Annotated in this window: 21 protein-coding genes and 1 tRNA gene; 11 read left to right on the plus strand and 11 right to left on the minus strand. The window is 33.8% G+C overall.

Annotated features, from left to right (window positions below; all coding sequences use genetic code 11):
- Positions 1–54: 54 nt before the first annotated feature.
- The 4 genes from KO493_RS05415 to recR form a co-directional block, all read right to left on the minus strand.
- Positions 55–831 (minus strand): 3'-5' exonuclease, encoded by a 777-nt coding sequence (locus KO493_RS05415; RefSeq protein ID WP_216066928.1) that lies wholly within the window; start codon positions 829–831, stop codon positions 55–57.
- A gap of 107 nt (positions 832–938) precedes the next feature.
- A complete protein-coding gene (locus KO493_RS05420; RefSeq protein WP_216066929.1) occupies positions 939–2,291 on the minus strand; it encodes a dihydrolipoamide acetyltransferase family protein in 1,353 nt (450 codons plus the stop codon).
- An 86-nt stretch (positions 2,292–2,377) separates the two neighbouring features.
- Complete coding sequence (locus KO493_RS05425; protein ID WP_216066930.1) at positions 2,378–3,481, minus strand: glycosyltransferase family 2 protein; 1,104 nt, start codon at positions 3,479–3,481, stop codon at positions 2,378–2,380.
- Between the two features lie 99 nt (positions 3,482–3,580).
- Positions 3,581–4,198, minus strand: coding sequence for a recombination mediator RecR (recR, locus tag KO493_RS05430; protein ID WP_216066931.1), 618 nt, complete (start codon positions 4,196–4,198; stop codon positions 3,581–3,583).
- Between the two features lie 96 nt (positions 4,199–4,294).
- Here recR and KO493_RS05435 point away from each other — a divergent pair, with 96 nt between their 5' ends.
- Positions 4,295–5,737: a sodium:solute symporter gene (locus tag KO493_RS05435; protein ID WP_216066932.1), complete on the plus strand. Its 1,443-nt coding sequence runs from the start codon at positions 4,295–4,297 to the stop codon at positions 5,735–5,737.
- On the opposite strand, the gene KO493_RS05440 is transcribed toward KO493_RS05435, so the two are convergent.
- Entirely contained in the window at positions 5,714–6,076 is a 363-nt protein-coding gene (locus tag KO493_RS05440; protein WP_216067133.1) for a CoA-binding protein, read from the minus strand. The two genes, KO493_RS05435 and KO493_RS05440, sit on opposite strands and share 24 nt — an antisense overlap.
- A 404-nt stretch (positions 6,077–6,480) precedes the next feature.
- The gene (locus tag KO493_RS05445) at positions 6,481–7,485 is read right to left on the minus strand and encodes a 3-oxoacyl-ACP synthase III family protein (protein ID WP_216066933.1); all 1,005 of its coding nucleotides are present in this window, start codon (positions 7,483–7,485) and stop codon (positions 6,481–6,483) included.
- Between the two features lie 222 nt (positions 7,486–7,707).
- On the opposite strand from KO493_RS05445, the gene htpG reads away from it, so the two are divergent.
- From htpG to KO493_RS05485, 8 genes are all read left to right on the plus strand, one after another.
- The gene (htpG, locus tag KO493_RS05450; RefSeq protein ID WP_216066934.1) at positions 7,708–9,618 is read left to right on the plus strand and encodes a molecular chaperone HtpG; all 1,911 of its coding nucleotides are present in this window, start codon (positions 7,708–7,710) and stop codon (positions 9,616–9,618) included.
- A gap of 265 nt (positions 9,619–9,883) precedes the next feature.
- Positions 9,884–11,038, plus strand: coding sequence for an iron-containing alcohol dehydrogenase (locus tag KO493_RS05455; protein WP_216066935.1), 1,155 nt, complete (start codon positions 9,884–9,886; stop codon positions 11,036–11,038).
- 236 nt (positions 11,039–11,274) lie between these two features.
- Positions 11,275–11,961, plus strand: a complete 687-nt coding sequence (locus KO493_RS05460) for a DUF4377 domain-containing protein (RefSeq protein ID WP_216066936.1) — start codon at positions 11,275–11,277, stop codon at positions 11,959–11,961.
- Positions 11,962–12,021: 60 nt separating this feature from the next.
- Entirely contained in the window at positions 12,022–12,846 is an 825-nt protein-coding gene (locus KO493_RS05465) for an FKBP-type peptidyl-prolyl cis-trans isomerase (protein WP_216066937.1), read from the plus strand.
- A gap of 180 nt (positions 12,847–13,026) precedes the next feature.
- Positions 13,027–13,662, plus strand: coding sequence for an MOSC domain-containing protein (locus tag KO493_RS05470; protein WP_216066938.1), 636 nt, complete (start codon positions 13,027–13,029; stop codon positions 13,660–13,662).
- Positions 13,663–13,723: 61 nt separating this feature from the next.
- Positions 13,724–14,104 carry a hypothetical protein gene (locus KO493_RS05475; RefSeq protein ID WP_216066939.1) on the plus strand — a complete coding sequence of 127 codons (381 nt, stop codon included), beginning with the start codon at positions 13,724–13,726 and terminating at the stop codon, positions 14,102–14,104.
- 107 nt (positions 14,105–14,211) lie between these two features.
- Positions 14,212–16,410: a B12-binding domain-containing radical SAM protein gene (locus KO493_RS05480; RefSeq protein ID WP_216066940.1), complete on the plus strand. Its 2,199-nt coding sequence runs from the start codon at positions 14,212–14,214 to the stop codon at positions 16,408–16,410.
- Between the two features lie 59 nt (positions 16,411–16,469).
- Entirely contained in the window at positions 16,470–17,711 is a 1,242-nt protein-coding gene (locus KO493_RS05485) for a DEAD/DEAH box helicase (RefSeq protein WP_216066941.1), read from the plus strand.
- Between the two features lie 13 nt (positions 17,712–17,724).
- Here the strand turns inward: KO493_RS05485 and KO493_RS05490 are convergent, their stop codons facing one another.
- Positions 17,725–18,390, minus strand: coding sequence for a M15 family metallopeptidase (locus KO493_RS05490; protein WP_216066942.1), 666 nt, complete (start codon positions 18,388–18,390; stop codon positions 17,725–17,727).
- Positions 18,391–19,268: 878 nt separating this feature from the next.
- Here KO493_RS05490 and KO493_RS05495 point away from each other — a divergent pair.
- On the plus strand, positions 19,269–19,964 hold the full coding sequence (locus KO493_RS05495; protein WP_216066943.1) for a DUF4369 domain-containing protein: 696 nt from the start codon (positions 19,269–19,271) through the stop codon (positions 19,962–19,964).
- A 341-nt stretch (positions 19,965–20,305) separates the two neighbouring features.
- Here KO493_RS05495 and KO493_RS05500 read toward each other — a convergent pair.
- From KO493_RS05500 to idi, 4 genes are all read right to left on the minus strand, one after another.
- A tRNA-Thr gene (locus KO493_RS05500) sits at positions 20,306–20,379 on the minus strand.
- 62 nt (positions 20,380–20,441) lie between these two features.
- Positions 20,442–20,708: a hypothetical protein gene (locus tag KO493_RS05505; RefSeq protein WP_216066944.1), complete on the minus strand. Its 267-nt coding sequence runs from the start codon at positions 20,706–20,708 to the stop codon at positions 20,442–20,444.
- Positions 20,709–20,838: 130 nt separating this feature from the next.
- A complete protein-coding gene (locus tag KO493_RS05510; RefSeq protein WP_216066945.1) occupies positions 20,839–21,249 on the minus strand; it encodes a 6-pyruvoyl trahydropterin synthase family protein in 411 nt (136 codons plus the stop codon).
- Complete coding sequence (idi, locus tag KO493_RS05515) at positions 21,246–21,770, minus strand: isopentenyl-diphosphate Delta-isomerase (protein WP_216066946.1); 525 nt, start codon at positions 21,768–21,770, stop codon at positions 21,246–21,248. Before idi ends, KO493_RS05510 begins: the two co-directional genes overlap by 4 nt.
- Before the next feature lie 218 nt (positions 21,771–21,988).
- Here idi and KO493_RS05520 point away from each other — a divergent pair, with 218 nt between their 5' ends.
- Positions 21,989–23,578 (plus strand): peptide chain release factor 3, encoded by a 1,590-nt coding sequence (locus KO493_RS05520; RefSeq protein WP_216066947.1) that lies wholly within the window; start codon positions 21,989–21,991, stop codon positions 23,576–23,578.
- Positions 23,579–23,628: the final 50 nt, after the last annotated feature.

Consider the following 23,628-nt stretch of genomic DNA (forward strand, 5'->3'; position numbering starts at 1 on the left):
AGTTTTGAATGTTAATGATTTATTATTAGACTATACTTCTTAGGGGTCGTGTGTTTAGCCTAATTTATTGTTTAAACTTCTTAATTTTATAGCGGTTAATACTTTTTTAGTATATAGAGGAAAATCAGCGTTTAATAGCCAACCAAAATAGCCTGGCTCTTTATCTAAGATTTCTGTAACTAGTTTGCCTTTATGTTTTCCAAACGAAAAGCATTCTTCACCTTTTTTATTAAAGGCGATAAAACCTGCAAAATCTGCAAACTTTTTACGCGAACTAAATTCCGCTAAAAACTTCGTATCATTTTCAAGATCATCATATTTGGAAAGTTGTGCTTTTAAGACCTCATAAGTAGCATTTGTGTCGGCAGCTGCAGTATGCGCACCTTCCAAATCTTTATCACAATAAAACTTATAGGCAGCACTTAAAGTACGCTGTTCCATTTTATGAAAAATGGTTTGCACATCTACCGCCAAACGGTTTTTCATATCGAAATCAACTTCGGCACGTAACATTTCTTCAGCTAATAAAGGAATATCAAATCGGTTAGAATTGAATCCTCCCAAATCTGAATCTTTAATCATATTATAAACATCCTTAGCTAATTCTTTAAACGTTGGCTCGTTAGCTACTTTTTCATCTGAAATACCATGAATTGCTGTAACCTCTGCCGGAATTGGCCTTTCAGGATTTACCAACCAGGTTTTACTTTCCTTATTTCCGTTAGGAAACACTTTTAATATTGAAATTTCAACAATACGATCGGAAGTGATGTTAATTCCAGTGGTCTCTAAATCGAAAAAACAAATTGGTTTTGTTAAGTTTAATTGCATGAATTATTTATAAAAAAATTTAAAATACGACTTGGGTAAGTTGCAAAAATAAAAAAACCTAAGCGTTTAACGGTTAGGTTTTTCAATAGTTTATTTATTATCGTTCTTTATAGCTCTCTATTAACATCCCAAGCTTCAAGATAATCTTTCACCGCTTTTACAAATAGCCCACCTAATGCACCGTTTACCACGCGATGGTCGTATGAATGCGATAAGAACATTTTATAACGAATACCGATAAAATCACCTTCAGGGGTTTCAATAACCGCTGGTACTTTTCTAATCGCTCCAAGCGCAAGAATACCTACTTGTGGCTGATTAATTATTGGCGTTCCCATAATACTACCAAAGGACCCCACATTAGTTACTGTATATGTACCGTCTTGGATTTCATCTGGCTTTAATTTATTATCTCTTGATCGTTTTGCTAAATCATTAACCTGCTTAGTCATGCCAACTAAATTAAGTTGATCTGCATTTTTAATAACTGGAACAATTAGATTCCCGTCTGGTAAAGCCGCAGCCATACCTAAATTAATATTTTTCTTTTTTATTATTTTATCACCTTGCAGTGAAATATTCATCATCGGGTAATCACGAAGTGCTTTGGCTATAACCTCCATAAAGATTGGGGTAAACGTTAAGTTTTCACCCTCGCGCTTCATAAAACCATCTTTAACCTTCTTTCTCCAGTTCCATACGTTAGTAACATCAGCTTCAATAAAACTTTGTACGTGTGCTGATTTTTGAAGTGAATCGGTCATATGGTTTGCCACCAATTTCCCCATTCTAGTCATTTCTATGATTTCATCTTCACCACTAGAAACTATTGGAGTTACTTTTTCTGCTGCTGCTATAGCCTTAGGTTTGCTTTGCTTTACAGAAGCTTCGGTTTTAGGAACTTCTGTTTTAGGAGCTTCCGCTACTAGTTGTTTACTATCTTTATTTTTTAGGTAATCTAAAATATCATTTTTAGTAACGCGTCCTTCACTACCCGTTCCAACAATAGCGTCTAATTCCGATTGTGACACCCCTTCAGCTTTAGCGATATTCCTCACTAAAGGCGAATAGAACTTACCGTTGCTTGAAACCGCAGGAGCTACTGCTTCTTGAACATTAGTCATGGTTTGTGTGATTTCTTCAACGGCCTTCTCTTGGGATTCAGAAGCCTCTACCGGATCTACTGCTACTTTCGAAGTCTCTTCGATAACAACATCGCCTTCAGTTTCAATTATTGCTAGCACTTGTCCAACTTGAACCACATCGTCAACCTCGAAAAAACGCTCCACAATAACACCATCAACCTCACTAGGCACTTCGCTATCTACTTTATCTGTTGCAATTTCTAATACCGGATCGTCCATTTCTATAGAGTCTCCAACTTCTTTTAACCAAGATGTTATTGTTGCCTCTGCAACACTTTCTCCCATTTTTGGTAATTTAAGCTCGAATTTTGCCATATCAATAATGTAATAGTGATTTTTTAATTTTCAGTTGCAAAATTACTGAAAACACACGAATTCCTTTAAACTATTTGCAACAAATACTATTTAAAACTTATAATCTGCCCTCTTGCCAATTCGTTATCACTTCCTATAATAAAATTTGAATTATTTGGCAGTATCTTATACGTAACCGATTTATTTTGCGAAAATGTAGATTCTACCATTTGAATGATATTCTTAAAAGTCACGAAATGCCCATCAAAAATCACTTCAACATCTTGATCGACGTCTTTTAACTCTGATTGAACAACTACGGGTCTGTGTAATTTTTTTTCTAGAGACAAATTCTTTTTGTTCGAAACCAAAACATAATGACTCACTTTCTTTTTACGCTTCTTTGGCGCAGTTTGCATCATAAAAAACATTTTAATACCCAACCAAACAACCATATCAAAGAACAGATTTGATTTGAAATGTTTTTCATAAAAAATCTGCATGGCCCCAAAAAAGCGTCGTGCATATACTTTATCTTTTAATGTACTCTCACCTTTATAATGTATTACGGTAGTTTTACCGAAATAGTAATTTTTATACCCTGCTTGTTTTACCATGTATGACAAATCAATATCTTCACCATACATAAAATAAGCTTCATCTAAGCCGCCAACCTCGTTGTAAACCACGCGCTTTAGAAACATAAAAGCACCAACTAAAACATCGACTTCATCAACTGCATGCGTCTCTACATGGTTGGCATAATAATGTTTAGCGTTTCCACATATTTTCTTTAAAGCTACCGATACATAAGGTATGTTTCGTTTACTTTCAGGCAAAAATGCGCCAGAACCATCAATGAGTTTACACCCAACAATACCTAGGTCTGCTTTGTTTTCTGAAAATTCCAACAACTGCGTAAAAGTATCTTCGGCTACGACCGTATCTGGGTTTAAAATACATAGATACTCGCCTTTAGCCTGAGCAACGCCTATGTTATTTCCTTTTGAAAATCCGGCATTGACCTTATTCTCAATAAGTATAACTTCTGGAAACAGTTTTTTAACCATATCACAGCTGCCGTCTCCAGAATTATTATCTACAACAATAATTTCCGAATTTATATTTACTGTAGCCGCTTGTACACTTTTTAAACACAGTTCTAAAAAGTAACGCACGTTATAATTTAGTATAACAATTGAGAGTTTCACGAGAGCTTCAGTTGCATTTTAAAAGTCACGTGTAATACGAAGGTTAGACATTATTTTTTCTGGCTTAAGTTGGTTTCTTTTAGTTGCATCGGATAATTCTTATAATTTCAAAGAATTTTCAAAAGGCACTCTATTTACTATACTTCTACTTAAAGTAATCTCATCGGCGTACTCTAACTCATCTCCAACCGAAATCCCTCTTGCAATAGTTGAAGTAAACACATTGTAATCTTGAATTTGTTTATAAATATAAAAATTTGTGGTATCCCCTTCCATGGTTGAACTTAACGCAAAAACAAGCTCTTTAATTTCACCCTCTTTAACTTTATCAATTAGAGTTACAATATTTAAGTCATGAGGCCCAATACCGTCCATTGGTGAAATTTTACCTCCCAAAACATGATACAAACCTTTAAATGAACTGGTGTTTTCAATAGCCATTACATCTCTAATATCTTCAACGACACAAATTAATTTGGTATCTCTATTAGGATTTGAGCAAATTTCACAAAGTTCAACATCACTAATATTATTACATGATTTACAAAATTTAATATCCTCACGCATTGTCCTGAGCGCCTCAGCTAAAGCCGTCGTTTGCTCCTTAGGTTGTTTTAGCATGTGTAAAACTAACCGTAACGCTGTCCGTTTTCCAATACCTGGAAGTTGAGACATCTCATTAACGGCACGTTCTAATATTTTGGATGAAAATTCCATAGATGCGAAATTAGCATTTTTTAAAACATTTTAAAGGAAACACCAAAAAGAATAAATACTCAAGCTTTTTTGTATTTTGGCTCAAAATAATAATTGATGACTCCCACTCAAATTCTGCTTCTCATTTTCGCGTATTTTGTTGTTTTAATTTTAATTTCTTATTTAACAGGAAAAGAAGATAGTAACGAAGCATTCTTTAAGGCTAATAAATCGGCGCCTTGGTATTTAGTCGCTTTTGGTATGATTGGCGCTTCCCTTTCTGGAGTGACCTTCATTTCTGTTCCCGGAGCTGTTGAAGTTAAACAATTTGGCTATCTACAAGTCGTTTTTGGTTACTTTTTTGGCTATTTAGTTATCGCATACGTGCTCTTACCTATTTATTACAAACTGAATTTAACCTCCATTTATACCTACTTAAGGGATCGTTTTGGTTATGTGAGTTATAAAACAGGCGCTGTTGCTTTTTTAATTTCTAGAGTGGTTGGTGCGGCTTTTCGACTGTTTTTGGTTGCTAAAGTGTTACAATTATTAGTTTTCGATCAATACGGCATTCCTTTTACGGTAACTGTAATTATCACCATTGCCTTAATTTGGTTATACACCTTTAAAGGTGGTATTAAAACTATCATTTTCACAGATACGCTACAGACACTTTTTATGCTGATCTCGGTAGTGGTTACCATTGCGTTTTTAGCTTCAGCTTTAGATTTAAATAGTATTTCTGAAATTTACACCAATGTAAAAGAAAGCCCCATGAGCAAAACATTCTTCTTAACCGATGTGAACGATGCGCAATATTTTGTAAAAAGCTTTCTTGCTGGTATGTTCATTACCATTACCATGACTGGCTTAGACCAAGATATGATGCAAAAAAACCTGACTTGCAAAAACCTAAAAGAGGCTCAAAAAAACATGATCTCTTTTAGCGTTATTTTAATATTTGTAAATATTCTATTTCTAGTTTTAGGTTTGCTTTTAACACAATACGCAAACCAAAATGGCATAACAGCTAAGAAGGATGATTTATTTCCAAGCATAGCCATGCTACCAGAAATAGGCATTATAACCTCCTCTTTTTTCCTATTGGGTTTAATTGCTGCTGCCTATTCAAGTGCAGATTCGGCGCTTACATCGCTAACCACATCGTTTTGTATCGATATTATTGAACTCGACAAAAAACCTGTAGCCATTCAAAAGAAAATAAGAAAACGTACGCACATTTTTATTAGTGCCATTCTTGTTCTTGTAATCGTACTCTTTGATTCTATTTTTAAAGATGTATCTGTTATTTGGGAATTATTCAAAGCCGCTGGATACACTTACGGACCGCTACTTGGTTTATTTGCCTTTGGAATTTTCACTAAAAGCCAACTAAAAGATAAATATGTTTGGATTATAGCAATTATTGCACCCCTAGTATCGTATTTAATAAACGCCTATTCTATTAATTTACTAAACGGTTACCAAATTGGTTTTGAAATTTTAATTGTAAATGGACTACTAACCTTTTTAGGATTAATATTGATTCGTAGAAAGTAAAACTAACGTACAAGCTTCTTCATAATAAATATTTTTTTCCATTAATAGCGTATAAAATTCTGGGTTTTCGGTCCCTGGATTAAAAATAACGCGCTCTGGATTTAGTGCGATAATATAATCGTAATATTCCTTTTGCCTACTCGGGTTTAAATATAAAGTTACCGTATGAATATTTTTGTAACGAATCAAAGTAGTGTCTATTTCTACCCCAGACACCACACCTTTTCTTAACCCGAAAGCAACAACATCAATCAATTTTGATACTAATTTTTGAACCGCCAAATAAGAATAGCGGTTCGATTTTAATGAAGCGCCTATTACAAGTGTTTTTTTGATCATCATTTCAATTTATTTTTTTTAAAACGGCATATAAACGTTTTTTTATGCTTTTAATCAAAAAAACAGCTATTTAAACATAAAAAAGTTAAAATTTTGCAATAAAGTAAAACAATTAACGTTTACCACTCATACAATCTAACCAAAACGAATACTTGTAATTATTAGAGTTAGTCATCTACACATTTTTTAATTCGTCACAACAGATTTGTATAATAAAGCTCGAAATTCGTTTCGAGCTTTTACTTTTCATGTTAAAAACAGTTAAATATCAGTTAGTTATGAAATTTATATTAATTTTGCACGTCTAAGAAGTAAGTTTATTAACTTTAAGTGTTAGTTGGAGTTGATTAATAGCTAAAGAAGCCCGAATTACAGTTCGGGCTTTTATAGTTTTATATATTATTTTACCACTTAATAATGGCACTAGCCCAGGTAAACCCGCTTCCAAAAGCAGCAAGTACGACATGGTCGCCTTCTTTTATCTTGTTTTCTTCCCAAGCTTCAGTAAGTGCTATAATTACTGATGCTGCCGTGGTATTGCCATATTTCATAATATTATTAAAAACTCGATCATCTTTTAATCCAAACTTCTGTTGGATAAATTGTGCGATTCGCAGATTGGCTTGATGCGGTATTAATAAATCAATATCCTCTTTTTTTAATCCGTTCTGCATCAACCCCTCCATAATCACCTCGCTAAATCTTACAACGGCATGCTTAAAAACAAATGTGCCATCCATGTATGGGAAATATGAAATATCTGCTCCTTCAGATTCTAAAATTTCTGGAACCCAATGTGAAATACTTGGTGATTCTACAATCAATTTATCGGCATATTTACCTTCACTATGTAAATGTGTAGACAGGATGCCTTTAGAATTATCTTCTTCTCGCGACAATACGCAAGCCCCTGCGCCATCTCCAAAAATCACTGAAACACCGCGACCTCGTGTCGATTTATCTAATCCGTTACTATGATATTCGGCACCAATAACCAGCACATTTTTATACATGCCCGTTTTTATAAATTGATCGGCCACCGAAATCGCATACACAAACCCAGAACACTGGTTTCTAACATCTAATGCACCAACAGTTGGCATATCTAATAAGTCTTGGATTTGAACACCACAACCAGGAAAGTAATAATCGGGACTCAAAGTTGCAAACACAATAAAATCGATATCGTCTTTGGTTATTCCTGCACGATCAATTGCTATTTTGGCAGCTTTTGCTCCCATTACCGCCGAAGTATCATTACTTCCCTTAGGAATCCAACGTCGTTCTTTTATACCCGTTCTTTCCTGAATCCATTCATCATTCGTATCCATCATCTTGGATAAGTCATGATTGGTCACCACATTATCTGGCAAATATTTCCCTAAACCTATAATTTTAGAATTGTACATACTCGAAACCTGTTTTTATTTCAGCGAAAGCGGAAATTCTTTAATACATAACCAAAGTACAAAATAATACGATCAATTTAGAATCCTGTAATTGCTTTTCCAAAGTGTCAGTTTGTCACATTTTACCAATTGGCATTTTTGTTGTCTATTCCTTTAACAGCAAATAAAAAAATTAAACAGTTTTTCACTTTCGTGAGAAATAAAAATAAAAACAATAATACCATGACAAAAGGAAACATTAATGTATCGGTAGAGAATATCTTTCCTCTCATTAAAAAATTCTTGTACAGCGATCACGAAATCTTTTTACGTGAGCTTATTAGTAACGCCACAGATGCGACTTTAAAATTAAAACATTTAACGAATATTGGTGATGCTAAGGTTGAATATGGCGACCCAAAAATTGAAGTTAAAATAGATAAGGAAGGTAAAAAACTTCACATTATAGATCAAGGCTTAGGTATGACTGCTGAAGAAGTAGAGAAATACATTAACCAAGTGGCTTTTTCTGGTGCTGAGGAGTTTTTAGATAAATATAAAGATTCGGCTAAAGATTCTGGAATAATTGGTCATTTCGGTCTAGGTTTCTACTCGGCATTTATGGTTGCTGAAAAAGTTGAAATTATTACTAAATCTTTCAAAGACGCCCCTGCAGCACATTGGACTTGCGATGGTTCGCCTGAATTTACTTTAGAGCCTTCAGATAAAACCGAAAGAGGTACTGAAATCATCCTTCACATTGCTGAAGATTCGACTGAATTCTTAGAGGAAAGTAAAATCAGTGAACTTTTATTGAAGTACAACAAGTTCATGCCAGTTTCAATTAAATTTGGAACTAAGGAAATTAACGATCCAGAGCACGAGCCTGCCACTACAAAAGATGCAGAAGGTAAAGAAACGACTGAGCCACACAGACAAATTACGGTTGATAATATTATTAACAACCCAAATCCAGCTTGGACAAAACAACCAGCGGATTTAAAGGAAGAGGATTATACAGGTTTCTACAGAGAATTGTACCCAATGCAATTTGAAGAGCCTTTATTCAACATTCACTTAAATGTAGATTATCCGTTCAACTTGACAGGAATTTTATATTTCCCTAAAATGTCGAACGATATGCAAATGCAAAAGGACAAAATTCAACTGTATCAAAACCAAGTTTTTGTAACCGATAATGTTGAAGGTATTGTTCCTGAATTTTTAACCATGTTACGTGGTGTAATCGATTCACCAGACATTCCGTTAAACGTATCACGTTCGTACTTACAAGCAGATGGTGCTGTAAAAAAGATTTCATCTTACATTACTAGAAAAGTTGCCGATAAATTAAAATCATTATTCAATGCTAATCGTGAAGATTTTGAAGCAAAATGGAATGATATTAAAATCGTTATCGAATATGGTATGCTTTCTGAAGAAAAATTCTTCGAAAAAGCAGATGCTTTTGCTTTATACCCAACGGTTGACGGTAAATACTATACTTACGAAGAGCTTTTTAATAAAATCAAGGCTTCTCAAACCGATAAAGATGGCAAGTTAGTGATTCTTTACGCTTCAGATAAAGATGCGCAACACAGTTACATCGAGTCTGCGAAAGCTAAAGATTACGAAGTGTTACTTTTAGATTCACCTATTATATCTCACCTAATTCAGAAGCTAGAAAGCACTAAAGAAAACATCACTTTCGCTCGTGTAGATGGTGACCATATCAATAACTTAATTAAGAAAGACGAAACAACGATTTCTAAATTAGATGAAGAGCAAACGAAATCTTTAGACGAATTATTAAAAGAAGTCATTCCTTCTGACAAATTTACAGTGCAGTTAGAAGCTATGGATAGTAATGAATCTCCTTTCACAATTACGCAACCAGAATTTATGCGTCGTATGAAAGAAATGCAAGCTACTGGTGGTGGAGGTATGAACATGTTTGGGAATATGCCTGAGATGTATAATTTAGTTGTGAATACCAATTCAGAATTAGTAAGCGAAATTCTAGACACAAAAACGAAGAAAAAACAAGAACGTTTAATTTCTCAAAGTTTAGATTTAGCACGTTTATCTCAAGGTCTACTTAAAGGTGAAGAACTTACAAACTTCATTAAACGTAGTTACGAAATGATAAAATAAGTTGACGCGCTGAAGGCTTTCAGCATCCAATTATAAATCGAGAGATCGTCTAAATTAATTTTTAGGCGATCTCTTTTTTTATGGCTTTAAATAAATCTGGCAAAGCGGCCTATCTACTGCGTCATTTCACACCTCATTCTAGGAAAATAAATAGCTATACATTCAATATAAATAGTACCATGTGTATGACAAAAGTCATTGAAAATAACCTAAATAATTTAGTCATTTGTAGAACAACGAAGTAAAACTAAATACTATTTGAACTATGTTAGAAAATCGCAGAATTTATTTACCGCCACTTAGCTTAATTGGCCCTGGAGCTCTTAATGATTTAGGAGAAGAACTAAAAACCCTACCCTATAAAAAAGCACTATTCGTAACAGATAAAGTTTTGGTGAAATTAGGAGTTGCTCAAAACGTCTTGGATGTAATAAAAGCATCAAATATAGAAACTGTTGTTTTTGATGATGTACATCCTAACCCTACCGTTAAAAATGTTAAAGACGGCCTCGATTTATTAAAAGAAAATAATTGTGATTTCATACTCACCTTAGGCGGCGGATCTCCTCAAGATTGTGGCAAAGCTATAGGCATTCTTGCTACCAACGGAGGTCAAATTGAAGATTATGAAGGTATCCACTTATCAAAACACGCTTCATTACCAATTATCGCTATTAATACTACAGCAGGTACAGCCAGTGAGGTGACTATAAACTACGTTATCACCGATGAAGAGCGCCATATTAAAATGGTTATGGTTGATAAAAACTGTTTAGTTTCTATAGCTGTAAACGACCCTAAACTCATGATGGGCAAACCACCTGCTTTAACAGCAGCAACCGGTATGGATGCGCTCACACATGCAATAGAAACTTATGTTACCAAAGGTGCTTTTGGATGGTCGGACGCTCTGGCTTTAGAAGCGATTAAGTTAATTTCTCAAAGTCTAGAAAAAGCAGTTGTTAACGGAAACGACCTTGAAGCGAGAAGTAAAATGGCCTGGGGACAGTTTATTGCTGGTCAAGCATTCTCTAATGCTGGCCTTGGTTATGTGCATTCCATGGCGCATCAATTAGGTGGCATGTATGATTTACCACATGGTGTGGCTAACGCTATTTTGCTACCTCATGTAGAACAATTTAACATCCCAGCATGTGCGCATAAATTAAAGAGAGTAGCTCGTGCTATGGGTGTTGGAGTTTTAGAAATGAGCGATACCCAAGGAGCAAATGCAGCGATTTCAGCAATAAAAGCACTTTCTAAATCTGTTGGAATACCATCAGGTCTTAAGGAATTAGGTGTTAAAGAGGAGGATTTTGAAGAAATGGCCAAAAACGCCTTAGCAGACGTTTGTACCGGAGGCAATCCAAGATCTGTAACTTTAGAAGACACAATAAACATTTACAAATCTGCTATGTAATATTAATGCTTATTTCAAAAAAAACGCTATTCATTAAACTAAATTGAATAGCGTTTTTCAATTTAACTATTATAATTTTACTTCAAAATTGCATGCATTACATTAAAGGTCAAAATCTTATAAAAAACCACCTCATAATCAGCGTGTGGAGTTGCACTTAATAAATTCTTTTTTTTTACAAAACGATACGCAACCTTTTACAAATTAACGCATCTAACTCATAGTAAAATATACTTATGACTTATCTTAAAACAATTTCAGCCCTTTTTTTAATTGCTATTATCGGCACTTCTTGTTCTCCTAGCGAGAATAACAATACGAGCTTTTGGGTAAATAGCCATAAAGTTGAATGTGACGCTGGAGCTGGAAAAGCCCAATGTTTACAAGTTTACAAAGGCGCCGATGTTGAGCATGCTGAATGGACTTATTTTTACAACCAAATTGAAGGTTTCACTTTTAAACCTGGACTCCTTCAAAAAATAGAAGTTTCTGAAACGCATTTAAACCCTAAATCTGTCCCTGCCGATGCATCCACAATTCATTATAAACTTATAAAAGTTCTAGAACAAAGGCAAGACCCCAAAATGAACCTTCACGACATTTGGGCCGCAACACACATTTATGGTCAAACCATTAACACCAGTAATACTGAGGCTCCAACTTTAGAAATAAACATTACAAAGCACATGATTTTAGGTACAGATGGTTGTAATAACTTTTCTGGCAGCATAAAAACACTTACCAAAAACACCTTAGTATTTGGTCCTATTGCCACGACACGCAAAATGTGTCCAAATATGGAAATTCCAGATGCATACATTAGGGCTTTAACAACAGTAAAAAATTATAAAAGAGATGGCTTAGTTCTTTATTTATTGGACGCCGATAATAATGAAATACTTCGTTTTAATAAAGTTGATTAATTCTTTTACCCCCACATACAAAACAACGAATCTTATAAAATTTTAATACAAATATTCCCCATGAAACAATTCCTATTTATTTGCGCACTTGTACTTTTTTCAGCCTGTGAAAAAGATGAAACGCCATATGATTACTCTACAGAAAACGAAGTAGAAATTCAAACTTATCTTTCAGAAAACAACCTCGTTTCAAAAAAAAGTGGCTCAGGATTACATTATATTCTTCACGAACAAGGTAAAGGTGCAGTACCATTAGATACCGATCGCGTTATGGTAGCATACAAAGGCTATTACACCGACGGCACTGTTTTTGAAGAAAACAAAGAAGGTATTTCTATAAGTCTAAACCACTTAATAAAGGGGTGGCAAGAAGGCTTGAGCTTTATGAGAGAAGGTGCTAAAGCTACATTAATTATCCCTGCGCATTTAGCCTATGGAGATAACAATCAAGGCGGTATTCCTGCAGGATCTGTACTTATTTTTGATATAGAACTCATCTATGTTAATTATACTACACAAAATGATTTAGAAATTCAAGAGTATCTAGATGAAAATAACCTAACCGCAGTAAAAGCATATTCAGGCCTATATTATTCTATTGACAAACAAGGTTCGGGAGCACAACCAGCAGATTCTGATAAAGTAACTGTAACCTATAAAGGTTATTATTCTGATGACAAAACATTTGACGAAAGCTCTAAAGCGGTCCCTTTTTATTTAGACAATGTTATAAAGGGTTTTGCAGAAAGCCTAACTTACCTTAATGAAGGTGGCAGTGGTACATTTTATATCCCTGCTCATTTAGCCTATGGAAACCAAGGTTACGGTAACATCCCTGGAGGTGCTGTTTTAATTTTTGACATTGAATTGATTTCTGTAAATTAAAAATATTACGAGCTATATAATCTAGGAGGCAGTCTAAAAAGTAAAGTTCTCGTTAACCTGAATTTATTTCAGAATAACGTTCTATAATACTTTTTGTTCAGCCTCTTTTTTTGTTAATTTTGAATACTCAAACCAATAAAGGATTCACAGCGTTAAAATCTTTTAATTCTAAATCATATTTTGAAAATAATTTCTACGAACACTTCAAAGCCAAAAACTATTATTTGGAATGACAAGCCAGTTGAAACTGGTATTTACAAAACCCCCACTTCTACTCCCATTTTCTTAGGAACAAGTGATGTTAAAAATGATACTGTTACCGATAGAAAATACCATGGCGGAGAATTTAAAGCCTGTTATTTGTTTTCTGAAGACCATTACGCCTATTGGAAAACACTTTACCCAGAATTAGACTGGAACTGGGGCATGTTTGGTGAAAATCTTACCGTGGCTGGTTTAGATGAATCAAAAATTCTTGTTGGTAATATTTATAAAATAGGCAGCGCCTTAGTTCAAATTACAGAGCACAGAGAACCTTGTTTTAAATTAGGTGTAAAATTTGGAACCCAAAATATTTTAAAACAATTTATAGATCATGGCTTTCCTGGAACTTATATTCGAGTTTTAAAGGAAGGAACCGTTCAAACCGGAGACACCTTTAATCTTATAGAACAAGCTGAAAACAGCTTAAGTACAACCGCTCTTTTTAAGTTAATTTTTGACAAGAAAAAAAATCAAGACCATCTAAAAAAAGCCATAAATAGCACAGCACTTCCTGCCAAGCTTCGAAATGATTTTAATAAACATTTGAAGTAAACACACCTGATTTCCCAAAAATTAGATTTCATGGTATACCTTTTTTTTGTATTTTTAGTTTATGAGCAAGACTACAAAAAAATTAAAACTGAATCAGTATAATGATATTTATATTCTGAATAAGCCTGAGGCTTTTGATGAAGTCTTCAAAGATATTTCATATTCAGAATCTATAGTCACGACATCCTGTGTGGAATGTGCTTTGGTATTTGTAGACAATAAAGATACATTCATCAATCAAATGCTCACATTATCCCCTAGACTTTTAGACGATTCAATAGTTTGGGTATTTTATCCAAAAGACACCTCAATAAGTGAAATTTCTAAATTGCATATTGAATTTGACTGGGATTTTTTAGGCGATTATCGCTTAAAGCCAACAAAACTCTACGCAATCGACAACACTTGGAACGCCATGAAAATTAAAAAGATTCATATCTAGTTAATTCAGCTTCTATTTTATATGGTGTTAAGTACAAACACCAATCTTCTATTAGGCTTTCAGCAAAGTCTTTTCAACTATATTTGCAGAACTATTTACATGCTATTTTGAAAGACTTATTACTCATCACGCCTCCATTTACGCAACTCAACACCCCCTACCCTGCTACAGCCTATCTTAAAGGTTTTCTAAACACCAAAGGTATTAGTGCATTTCAAATGGATTTAGGTATTGAAGTGATCTTAGAATTATTCAAAAAAGAAACCTTTGAAGAACTTTTTGATTTGGCTTTTGAAAATAACCGCATTATTTCTGAAAATTGTCAACGTATCTACGCTTTAAAAGAGGCGTATTTAAAACCTTTAGACCAGGTCATTCAATTTTTACAAGGAAAGAATCAAACGCTTGCCAGACAAATTTGTACCGATAACTTTTTACCACGTGCTTCACGGTTTAATCAGTTGGAAGATATGGACTGGGCTTTTGGGTCCATGGGATTTCAAGACAAAGCCAAACATATCGCTACTTTATACCTTGAAGATTTATCAGATTTTATTATTGAATGTATCGATGATAATTTTGGTTTTAGCAGATATGCTGAACGACTAGGCCAAAGTGCGAATAGCTTTGATGAGCTTTATGAACACCTCCAAGAACATCCTACTTATATTGATCAAATTACCATTGAAATTCTTGAAAAACAAATACAGGATATAAACCCCAAATTAATTTGTCTTTCAGTACCGTTTCCGGGGAATTTATATAGCGCGTTTCGATGTGCGCAATTCATAAAACAGCACTTTCCCAACATAAAAATTGCCATGGGTGGAGGATTCCCAAATACAGAATTACGTTCGGTTACCGATGTTAGAGTATTTGATTTTTTCGATTTCATCACTTTAGATGATGGTGAACTACCTATAGAATTATTGTTTCAAAACATAAATAACGCAATCAATAAGGATAGTGATAAACTTTATAAAAGAACGCTGTTATTAGAAAACGATATTGTAACCTATAAAAACAACAGCCTAAAACCTGACTATAAACAGGTTGACATAGGTACACCAGATTATTCAGATTTACTTTTAGACCAGTACATCTCTGTGATTGAAATTGCAAATCCCATGCACAGTTTATGGAGCGATGGCCGTTGGAACAAACTCACTATGGCGCACGGTTGCTACTGGGGCAAATGTACTTTTTGTGACATCTCTTTAGATTACATTAAAATTTACGAACCCATTACAGCTAAGTTGTTAGTAGACCGTATGGAGCAAATAATAGCGCAAACCAACGAAACAGGGTTTCATTTTGTTGATGAAGCAGCGCCTCCTGCACTAATGCGAGCCTTAGCTTTAGAAATTATAAAGCGCAAAATTGCAGTAACTTGGTGGGCCAACATCAGATTTGAAAAGAACTTTACACACGACTTATGTCAACTACTAAAAGCTTCAGGGTGTATTGCTGTGTCTGGCGGATTAGAAGTGGCATCCGATCGATTATTAAAACTTATTGATAAAGGCGTTACCGTAGAACAAGTGGCGCAGGTTACCAGAAATTTTACCGAATCCAATATCATGGTACATAGTTACCTCATGTATGGATACCCAACGCAAACCATACAAGAAACCGTAGACAGCTTAGAAATGGTGCGTCAACTTTTTGAAATAGGGATCATTCAATCGGGTTTTTGGCATCAGTTTGCCTTAACAGCTCATAGTCCGATTGGGTTAGAACCAAATAATTATCATATTACACCTAATTACAAAACGATCACTTTTGCAAACAATGATGTCGATTTCACTGATAATACAGGATTAGACCATTCACAATTTAGTTACGGATTAAAAAAATCATTATTTAATTTCATGCACGGTATTGGTTTTGAATTACCTCTACAAGACTGGTTTGATTTTAAAATTCCGAATACATCGATCAAACAAGATTATATTTATGATTGTTTAGAACCTTCAGTTAATTTTAAAATAAAACCAAGAGCAAAGGTTGTTTGGTTAGGGACTCAACCCTTAGTGACATCACAATCAAAAACTAAAAAAGGCTATACCAATCATCAGCTGAAATTAAATTTTCATACCCAATCAGGTGCTTTTGAAATTGTATTACAAAAAGATTATGGCGATTGGATTATAGGTATTCTTGAAAAACTTAAACCTATAAGCGACAAAACTCTAACAGTTTCGGATTTGAAAAAGGACTTTGAAACCCATTTTGAGGATTTTGAATTGCTTTGGTTCTCAAAACCTATCACAACTTTAAAAGAAAATGGTTTGTTGGTTTTGTAATCAAGATAGTATAGAGAACCCAACGCATTTTCAGTTATCTTTGTAGCAAATTATTATTCATGTCATTTAAAGATTTAAAACTTAATAGACCACTTTTAAGAGCTGTAGCTGAAGCTGGATACGATAACCCTACTTTAGTTCAAGAAAAAACTATTCCTTTAATTTTAGGAAAAAGGGATATTATTGTTTCGGCACAAACTGGTACTGGAAAAACAGCAGCTTTTGCATTGCCTATACTACAATCTTTATTTGACAGACAAGATGCGCCTAAAAAAGGTAAACAAGTTAAGGCTTTGATAATTAGTCCAACGCGTGAATTAGCATCACAAATTGAAGAAAATTTTAAAACCTATAGCACCTATACTAACCTTAGAACGGCGGTTGTTTTTGGAGGTATCTCAATAGAACCACAAAAAGAAGTCCTTAAAAAAGGGATAGATATATTAATCGCTACCCCTGGTCGTTTGTTAGACTTGCACAAACAAGATTTTGTAAACCTAGACTATGTTGAAACCTTGGTTTTAGATGAAGCAGATTTGATGCTAGATATGGGATTTATAGATGATGTTAAAAAAATTGAACGCCTTTGCACCAAAGAAAAGCAAGTATTGTTATTTTCTGCAACGATACCTTATAAGGTGGAACAATTAGCGAACTCCATTTTAACAAATCCAGAGCGTATTGAAGTTGCACAGAACTCTTCAACCTCTAAAAATGTTAATCAATTGCTTTATTTTGTTCCAAAAAAGAGTAAAATAGAATTGTGTCTACATTTATTAAGAAATACAATTAAGGGTAACATCATCATTTTTAGACGTACCAAATATGGTGTTGATAAACTTGAAAAAACACTACTGAATAATGGTTACAAAGCTGATAGTATTCATGGTGACAAAAGCCAGACAGCTAGACAAGATGCCTTGGATAGGTTCAAAAAAGGAGACGTAAACATATTAATTGCAACAGATGTTGCGGCTAGAGGCATTGACATTAACAATTTAGATGCCGTTGTTAATTTCGACCTGCCAAACATTCCAGAAACTTACGTACATCGAATAGGACGAACGGCAAGAGCAGGAAATACAGGAATGGCTTATTCTCTTTGTTCTGCAGATGAAAAAACCTATGTTCAAACCATCCAACAACTCATTCAATTGCAGTTGGATGTGATTGACCAACACCCCTACCCTTTAGATCCAAAAGCAAAACCTATTGTGCATAAATCTAAAAAAACAGGTAGCAAGCATAAAAAAGGTCGTAAAAGTGAAGCTTCAAAAAAGAAGAAGAAACGCTGGTATTAAAAGAAAACTACAATTATTCTATAGGGAAATCAAAGTAAGTATTCGGAAATGGCTCATGACGTAATGTGTAATGCCACCACTCTTTCGAATACCCTCTAAAGCCATATTTCAACATCAAATCATGTAATAGCTTTCTATTCTTTTTTTGTTGTTTTGTAATTCCTTGATGGTTATACCATGAAATGGGGCCAAAAAAATCAAATGGACTGCCCATATCTAAAGGCTCACCCGTCATCCCATCAATTATAGTTAAATCAAGAGTACTACCTCTACTATGACCGGAATGACTTGAAATATACTGCTGCTTAAATAAATATTTCTTTTTTATATGAGGATAGAAGACCTGCTTTGTCAAAGTGTCATTTACCTCCCTTGCCCACATTACAAAATGATCTACAGCGCGCTGTGGCCTGTAACCATCATAAACTTTTAAGCATAAGTTCTGCATTTGTAAATCATCATTTACATTTTTAAGAGCTTGAGCCGCTTTTTTAGTTAATATCAAATGGTTACCATGATACCCATTCACAGGCTTACCAACAAAATTATTAGCCGTATTGTATCGTAATTCAACGTCCAAATCAGGAATAATATCCTTAACATACACAAAACCTTCTGGAAGTTGAGCTAAGAGTTTAATAGAAAGGAAACAAAAAAGGATAAAAATCTTTAACTTCATTTGAGTTGTTATTTCTGCGAATTTAGAAAATAATTAAGCACATATAAAAGTAGATCTATCATAAATTAATTAATGACTGCCATTGTTTCTTGTTTTTCCCAATAGAAATAGCAAGCTCAATAATTTAACAATAGAGCATAAAAAAACCGAGCTCCCTCAAACTCGGTTTCTTATCAATTTGCTCTTTGTTTTATGAAGTTCGATTTGGGGTCGCCATATCAACAACATATTGCAAATATTAATTAATTAATCCATTGAACTAAAAAAAATATATTATTTAGTACACTTCAAATATAAGAATACTTTCCTAATTAAAACGATTAAATACCATTATTTTCGATTAAATACATAAATACTTAACATTTGTATCTAAAAAATTCACATAAACAGAGAAACACCCTACAAAACATGGCGTTTATCCAGAAAGCTTAGTAAAATAGAGCAGAACAAATTGTTATGTTTAAAATCTGAAAGAGGCTCAAAATACTTCTTTTGCCACTGCGTTATGTTGGATTTAAGTCTAATTAATAGAGAATAAGGTTTAAACATGAACACAGAATCACGGAAGTCCACAATAACACGAAATGTAAATCTGCTATAAATGGAAAAAGCACCCTTTAAAAAAGGTGCTTTTTCACTAACTAACCAACCAAAAATATGAATTGCACCTACAAGTTTAAAGTAACCACTCAATAAACTATAACATAAATGCATTCGTATAATGAATAGCAATACCTGTGCCAAAATAATTATTGTCATTTTGTTTTGTGATTACTTTAACAAGTGTACAAATGCTGTTACACCTTAAAATAGTCTCACTATTTAGTTTATAAAAATTAATTATTAGATATTTGCGCTTTATTAAATAACTCCAATTCATGAAAAAAATTTCAATACTTCTATTAGCTACCATTCTACTGTCTTGTGGTGGAAACGACCATGATTTAACTGTAAAAACACATATAAAAGGCCTTAAAAAAGGTACCGTTTACTTAAAAAAAGTGCAAGACACAGTTTTAATAACCGTAGACTCGGTAATTGTTAATGGTAATTCAAGTTTTGAACTACATAGTAAAATAGAATCGCCTGAAATGTTTTATTTAGACCTAGACAAAAAAAGCTCTGAACAAGATCGTATCGGATTCTTTGCAGATAAAGGTATAACGGAAATTAACACGACAGTTAAAAATTTTGTTTACGATGCCAATATTAAAGGTTCAAAGCAACAAGAAGTTTTAGAAAATTATAAAGCACTTATTTCTAAAGTTAACAATAGGAATTTAGAAATCATAAAAGAGAAATTTGAAGCTCAAATAGCAAAAGACACTTTAAAATATGAAGCGCTTCAGAAAGAAGAAAATAGCTCTTTAAGAAGAAAATATCTCTACACAGTTAATTTTGCTCTCCAGAACAAGGATAGCGAAGTTGCTCCTTTTTTAGCTTTATCTGAAATTTACAACGCACGAATCGATTTATTAGATACCATCAACAAGTCTTTAACCCCAAAAGTAAAAGACTCAAAATATGGAAAAGAATTAGAAAAATTTGTTACAGTTATTAAAGCGAGTAAATAATAATTTTTATTCAAAAATTTAAACAAAATAGAGGCTGTAAAAAAAGTATTAAAGTACGTTATTCTGAATTTATTCCAGAATCGCATCATCTTGATAACCAATCATTATGATAACCAGAATCAAGTTCAGGTTGACGAAAACTTTACTATTTAGACAGCCTCTTTTTGTTTATAAGTGTATCGAAAACGAATAAGGTCTTAAATAATTGATGAGATGTTTTCAAACTCCCTAAGAAATCGACAAAATTGATGACTCCTAGCGGTATTCAATCGAAGTGGTTAAGAAGATCAATATTTTAAAAAAAGGCATAAAAAAACCCCACTTAAAGTGAGGTTTTTTTGAGCCGATGGAGGGACTCGAACCCACGACCTGCTGATTACAAATCAGCTGCTCTAGCCAGCTGAGCTACATCGGCTTATTTAACGGGTGCAAATATAATCGCAATTTTATTAATTGCAAGCATTCCGTTAAAAAATTTTATCCTAACGTATTAATTTTTTCAATTAAAGCACGTCCCTTAGTTTCTAACTCGGCGTTAATTGCTTTAAAATGAGCTTTTGGGTTCTCATTTTTTGTGTTTACCTTAACGATAAGTTCGTCAAATGTTTTGATGGCTTCATCAATAATTGCTTCACTCTTTTTTGTGTCTTTGTCGGTGTTTGAATATTCCCAAACATAAACCGCTTCTATAATATCACCTAAAACGAAATTAATATCCTTTTTTAGGTTTCTAACATTTGCCATAATTTCTTAATTTATTTTGGGCAAAATTACATATAAACTTCCAATAGACCGCTTTTTTAAGATATATTTTAGAGTCTAATTACGAGTCACTAAGCTTAAAAAAGTTTATGTATATGTAGGTTTAATGTATTTATTCACCTGAATATCGCACAAAATTTCGAGGCGTTTCGTAAAGTGTAATTTCTAAGTCTAAATTAGCGGCTAGTTTTGGTTTTAACTTATTATAAATTACGACAGCAATATTTTCGGCAGTAGGATTTAAGTCTTTAAATTCTAAAACTTCAAGATTTAGATTTTTATGATCAAAAACCGCTTCTATTTCATCTTCTATAAGGCTCTTTAGAATCTTGGCGTCTACAACAAAGCCCGTTTCCTTATCAATTTCACCAGTAACACTAACAATAAGCTCATAATTATGACCATGAAAATTTGGGTTATTACACTTTCCGAAAACTTCATCGTTTTTTTCAAAACTCCAATCTTTCCTGTACAACCTGTGGGCGGCATTAAAATGTGCTTTTCGACTTAGCGTTGCTCTCATGAATTTATCTTTATATTATCGTAGAATTTATCGAAAATAACTTTAAACCAAGCCGTATAAATTTCTGGTTGAACCTCAATATCTTTCTTTACTGCTTCCAAAGACATCCATTTCCAACTTTCAACTTCATCCGGGTTAATATTTGGTTCGCCATTATATGTTCCTAGCATAATATGATCGTATTCATGCTCGGTCAAACCATTATCGAATGGCGCCTTATAAATAAATGAAATTGACTCCTCTAACTCTACAACAAAGCCCATTTCTTCTTGTAAACGGCGCTTACCTGCCTCCAAATTTGATTCACCATCACGCTGATGACTGCAACATGTATTTGTCCACAATCCTGGAGTATGATATTTTCCTAAAGCACGTTGCTGTAACATCAATTCATTCTGGTCATTAAATACAAAGACCGAAAAGGCACGATGTAACAAGGCTTTTTCATGCGCTTCCATTTTTGGCATTAAACCAATTTTTTCATCCTTTTCGTTAACAAGTATTACTTCTTCTTCTTTCATCTAATAATTTCTATTCGCCAATTATGTGAGAATCCAAATTTGAACAACACTAGGAAATCAAGGTTTGCAAACTGGAGTACACACTTCATTAAAAACAAAAATACCAAGTATATTTTGAATAGCATTATGAATGCAATTAGAATTTTAAAAAGTACCTTCAACTTCCTTTCTTATTGAAGTTTAATAGTATCTTTGCAACCCATTTTGCAACAAAATTTATGAGTTTTTTAAAAGAAATAAAACGTCGACGTACTTTTGGTATCATTTCGCATCCCGATGCTGGTAAAACCACATTAACTGAAAAACTATTACTTTTTGGTGGTGCTATTCAAGAAGCAGGTGCTGTAAAAAGTAATAAAATAAAAAAAGGAGCAACAAGTGATTTCATGGAAATTGAACGCCAGCGTGGAATTTCTGTAGCCACTTCTGTATTAGCCTTTGAATATGATGGTATTAAAATTAATATTTTAGATACCCCGGGACACAAAGATTTTGCTGAAGATACGTTTAGAACCCTAACTGCTGTTGATAGTGTTATTGTTGTTATTGACGTTGCCAAAGGTGTTGAGGAGCAAACAGAAAAACTTGTTGAAGTTTGTCGTATGCGAAATATACCTATGATTGTTTTTATTAATAAAATGGATCGTGAAGGTAAAGATGCATTTGAGTTACTTGACGAAATTGAGCAAAAACTAGGTTTAACCGTAACACCTTTAAGTTTCCCTATCGGAATGGGGTACGACTTTAAAGGCATTTATAATATTTGGGAAAAGAACATTAACTTGTTTAGTGGTGATAGTAGAAAGAACATAGAAGAAACTATAGAGATTTCAGATTTAAATTCTGATGAACTTAATAAGTTAGTTGGCGACACTTCAGCCGAAACCTTAAGAGAAGAATTGGAGCTTGTTGAAGGAATTTATCCTTCATTTGACAATGAGGCCTATTTAAACGGAACCTTACAACCTGTATTCTTTGGTTCTGCTTTAAACAGTTTTGGTGTTCGTGAACTATTAGATTGCTTTGTGGAAATAGCACCGAAACCACAACCGAAAAACAGTGAAGAACGTCTTGTAAAACCCGAGGAAGATAAGTTTAGTGGCTTCGTTTTTAAGATTCATGCAAATATGGATCCTAATCACAGAAACCGTTTGGCCTTTATAAAAATTGTTTCTGGAGAATTTAAAAGAAATTCACCATACCTACATGTGAGACATAATAAAAAGGTGAAATTTTCGAGTCCGAATGCTTTTTTTGCTGAAAAGAAAGAAATTGTAGACATCTCGTACCCTGGTGATATTGTAGGATTACAAGATACAGGAAACTTTAAAATTGGTGACACCCTTACCGAAGGAGAAATTCTAAACTACAAAGGCATCCCAAGCTTCTCTCCTGAACACTTTAGATATATTAATAATGCAGATCCCTTAAAATCGAAACAACTTTATAAAGGCATCGATCAATTAATGGATGAAGGGGTCGCTCAACTTTTTACTTTAGAACTTAATGGGAGGAAAGTAATTGGAACCGTTGGAGCCTTACAGTATGAAGTTATACAATACCGTTTAGAACACGAGTACGGTGCTAAATGTACTTACGAAAACTTAAACGTACACAAGGCCTGCTGGGTAGATCCTAGTAATTCTAAATCTGACGAATACAAAGAATTTGTACGTGTTAAACAACGTTTCTTAGCCAAGGACAAACGTGATCAATTGGTTTTCTTAGCCGATTCTGCTTTTTCTCTACAAATGACGCAACAAAAATACCCGAATGTAAAATTACATTTCACGTCTGAGTTTAATTAAATTGCGACACACAATCAAAAGTTATATTTTTAACTAGAGTTATCCCCAAA

This window comes from Pseudotamlana agarivorans (assembly GCF_018860245.1).
In the GTDB taxonomy this organism is placed as follows: Bacteria; Bacteroidota; Bacteroidia; order Flavobacteriales; family Flavobacteriaceae; genus Pseudotamlana; species Pseudotamlana agarivorans_A.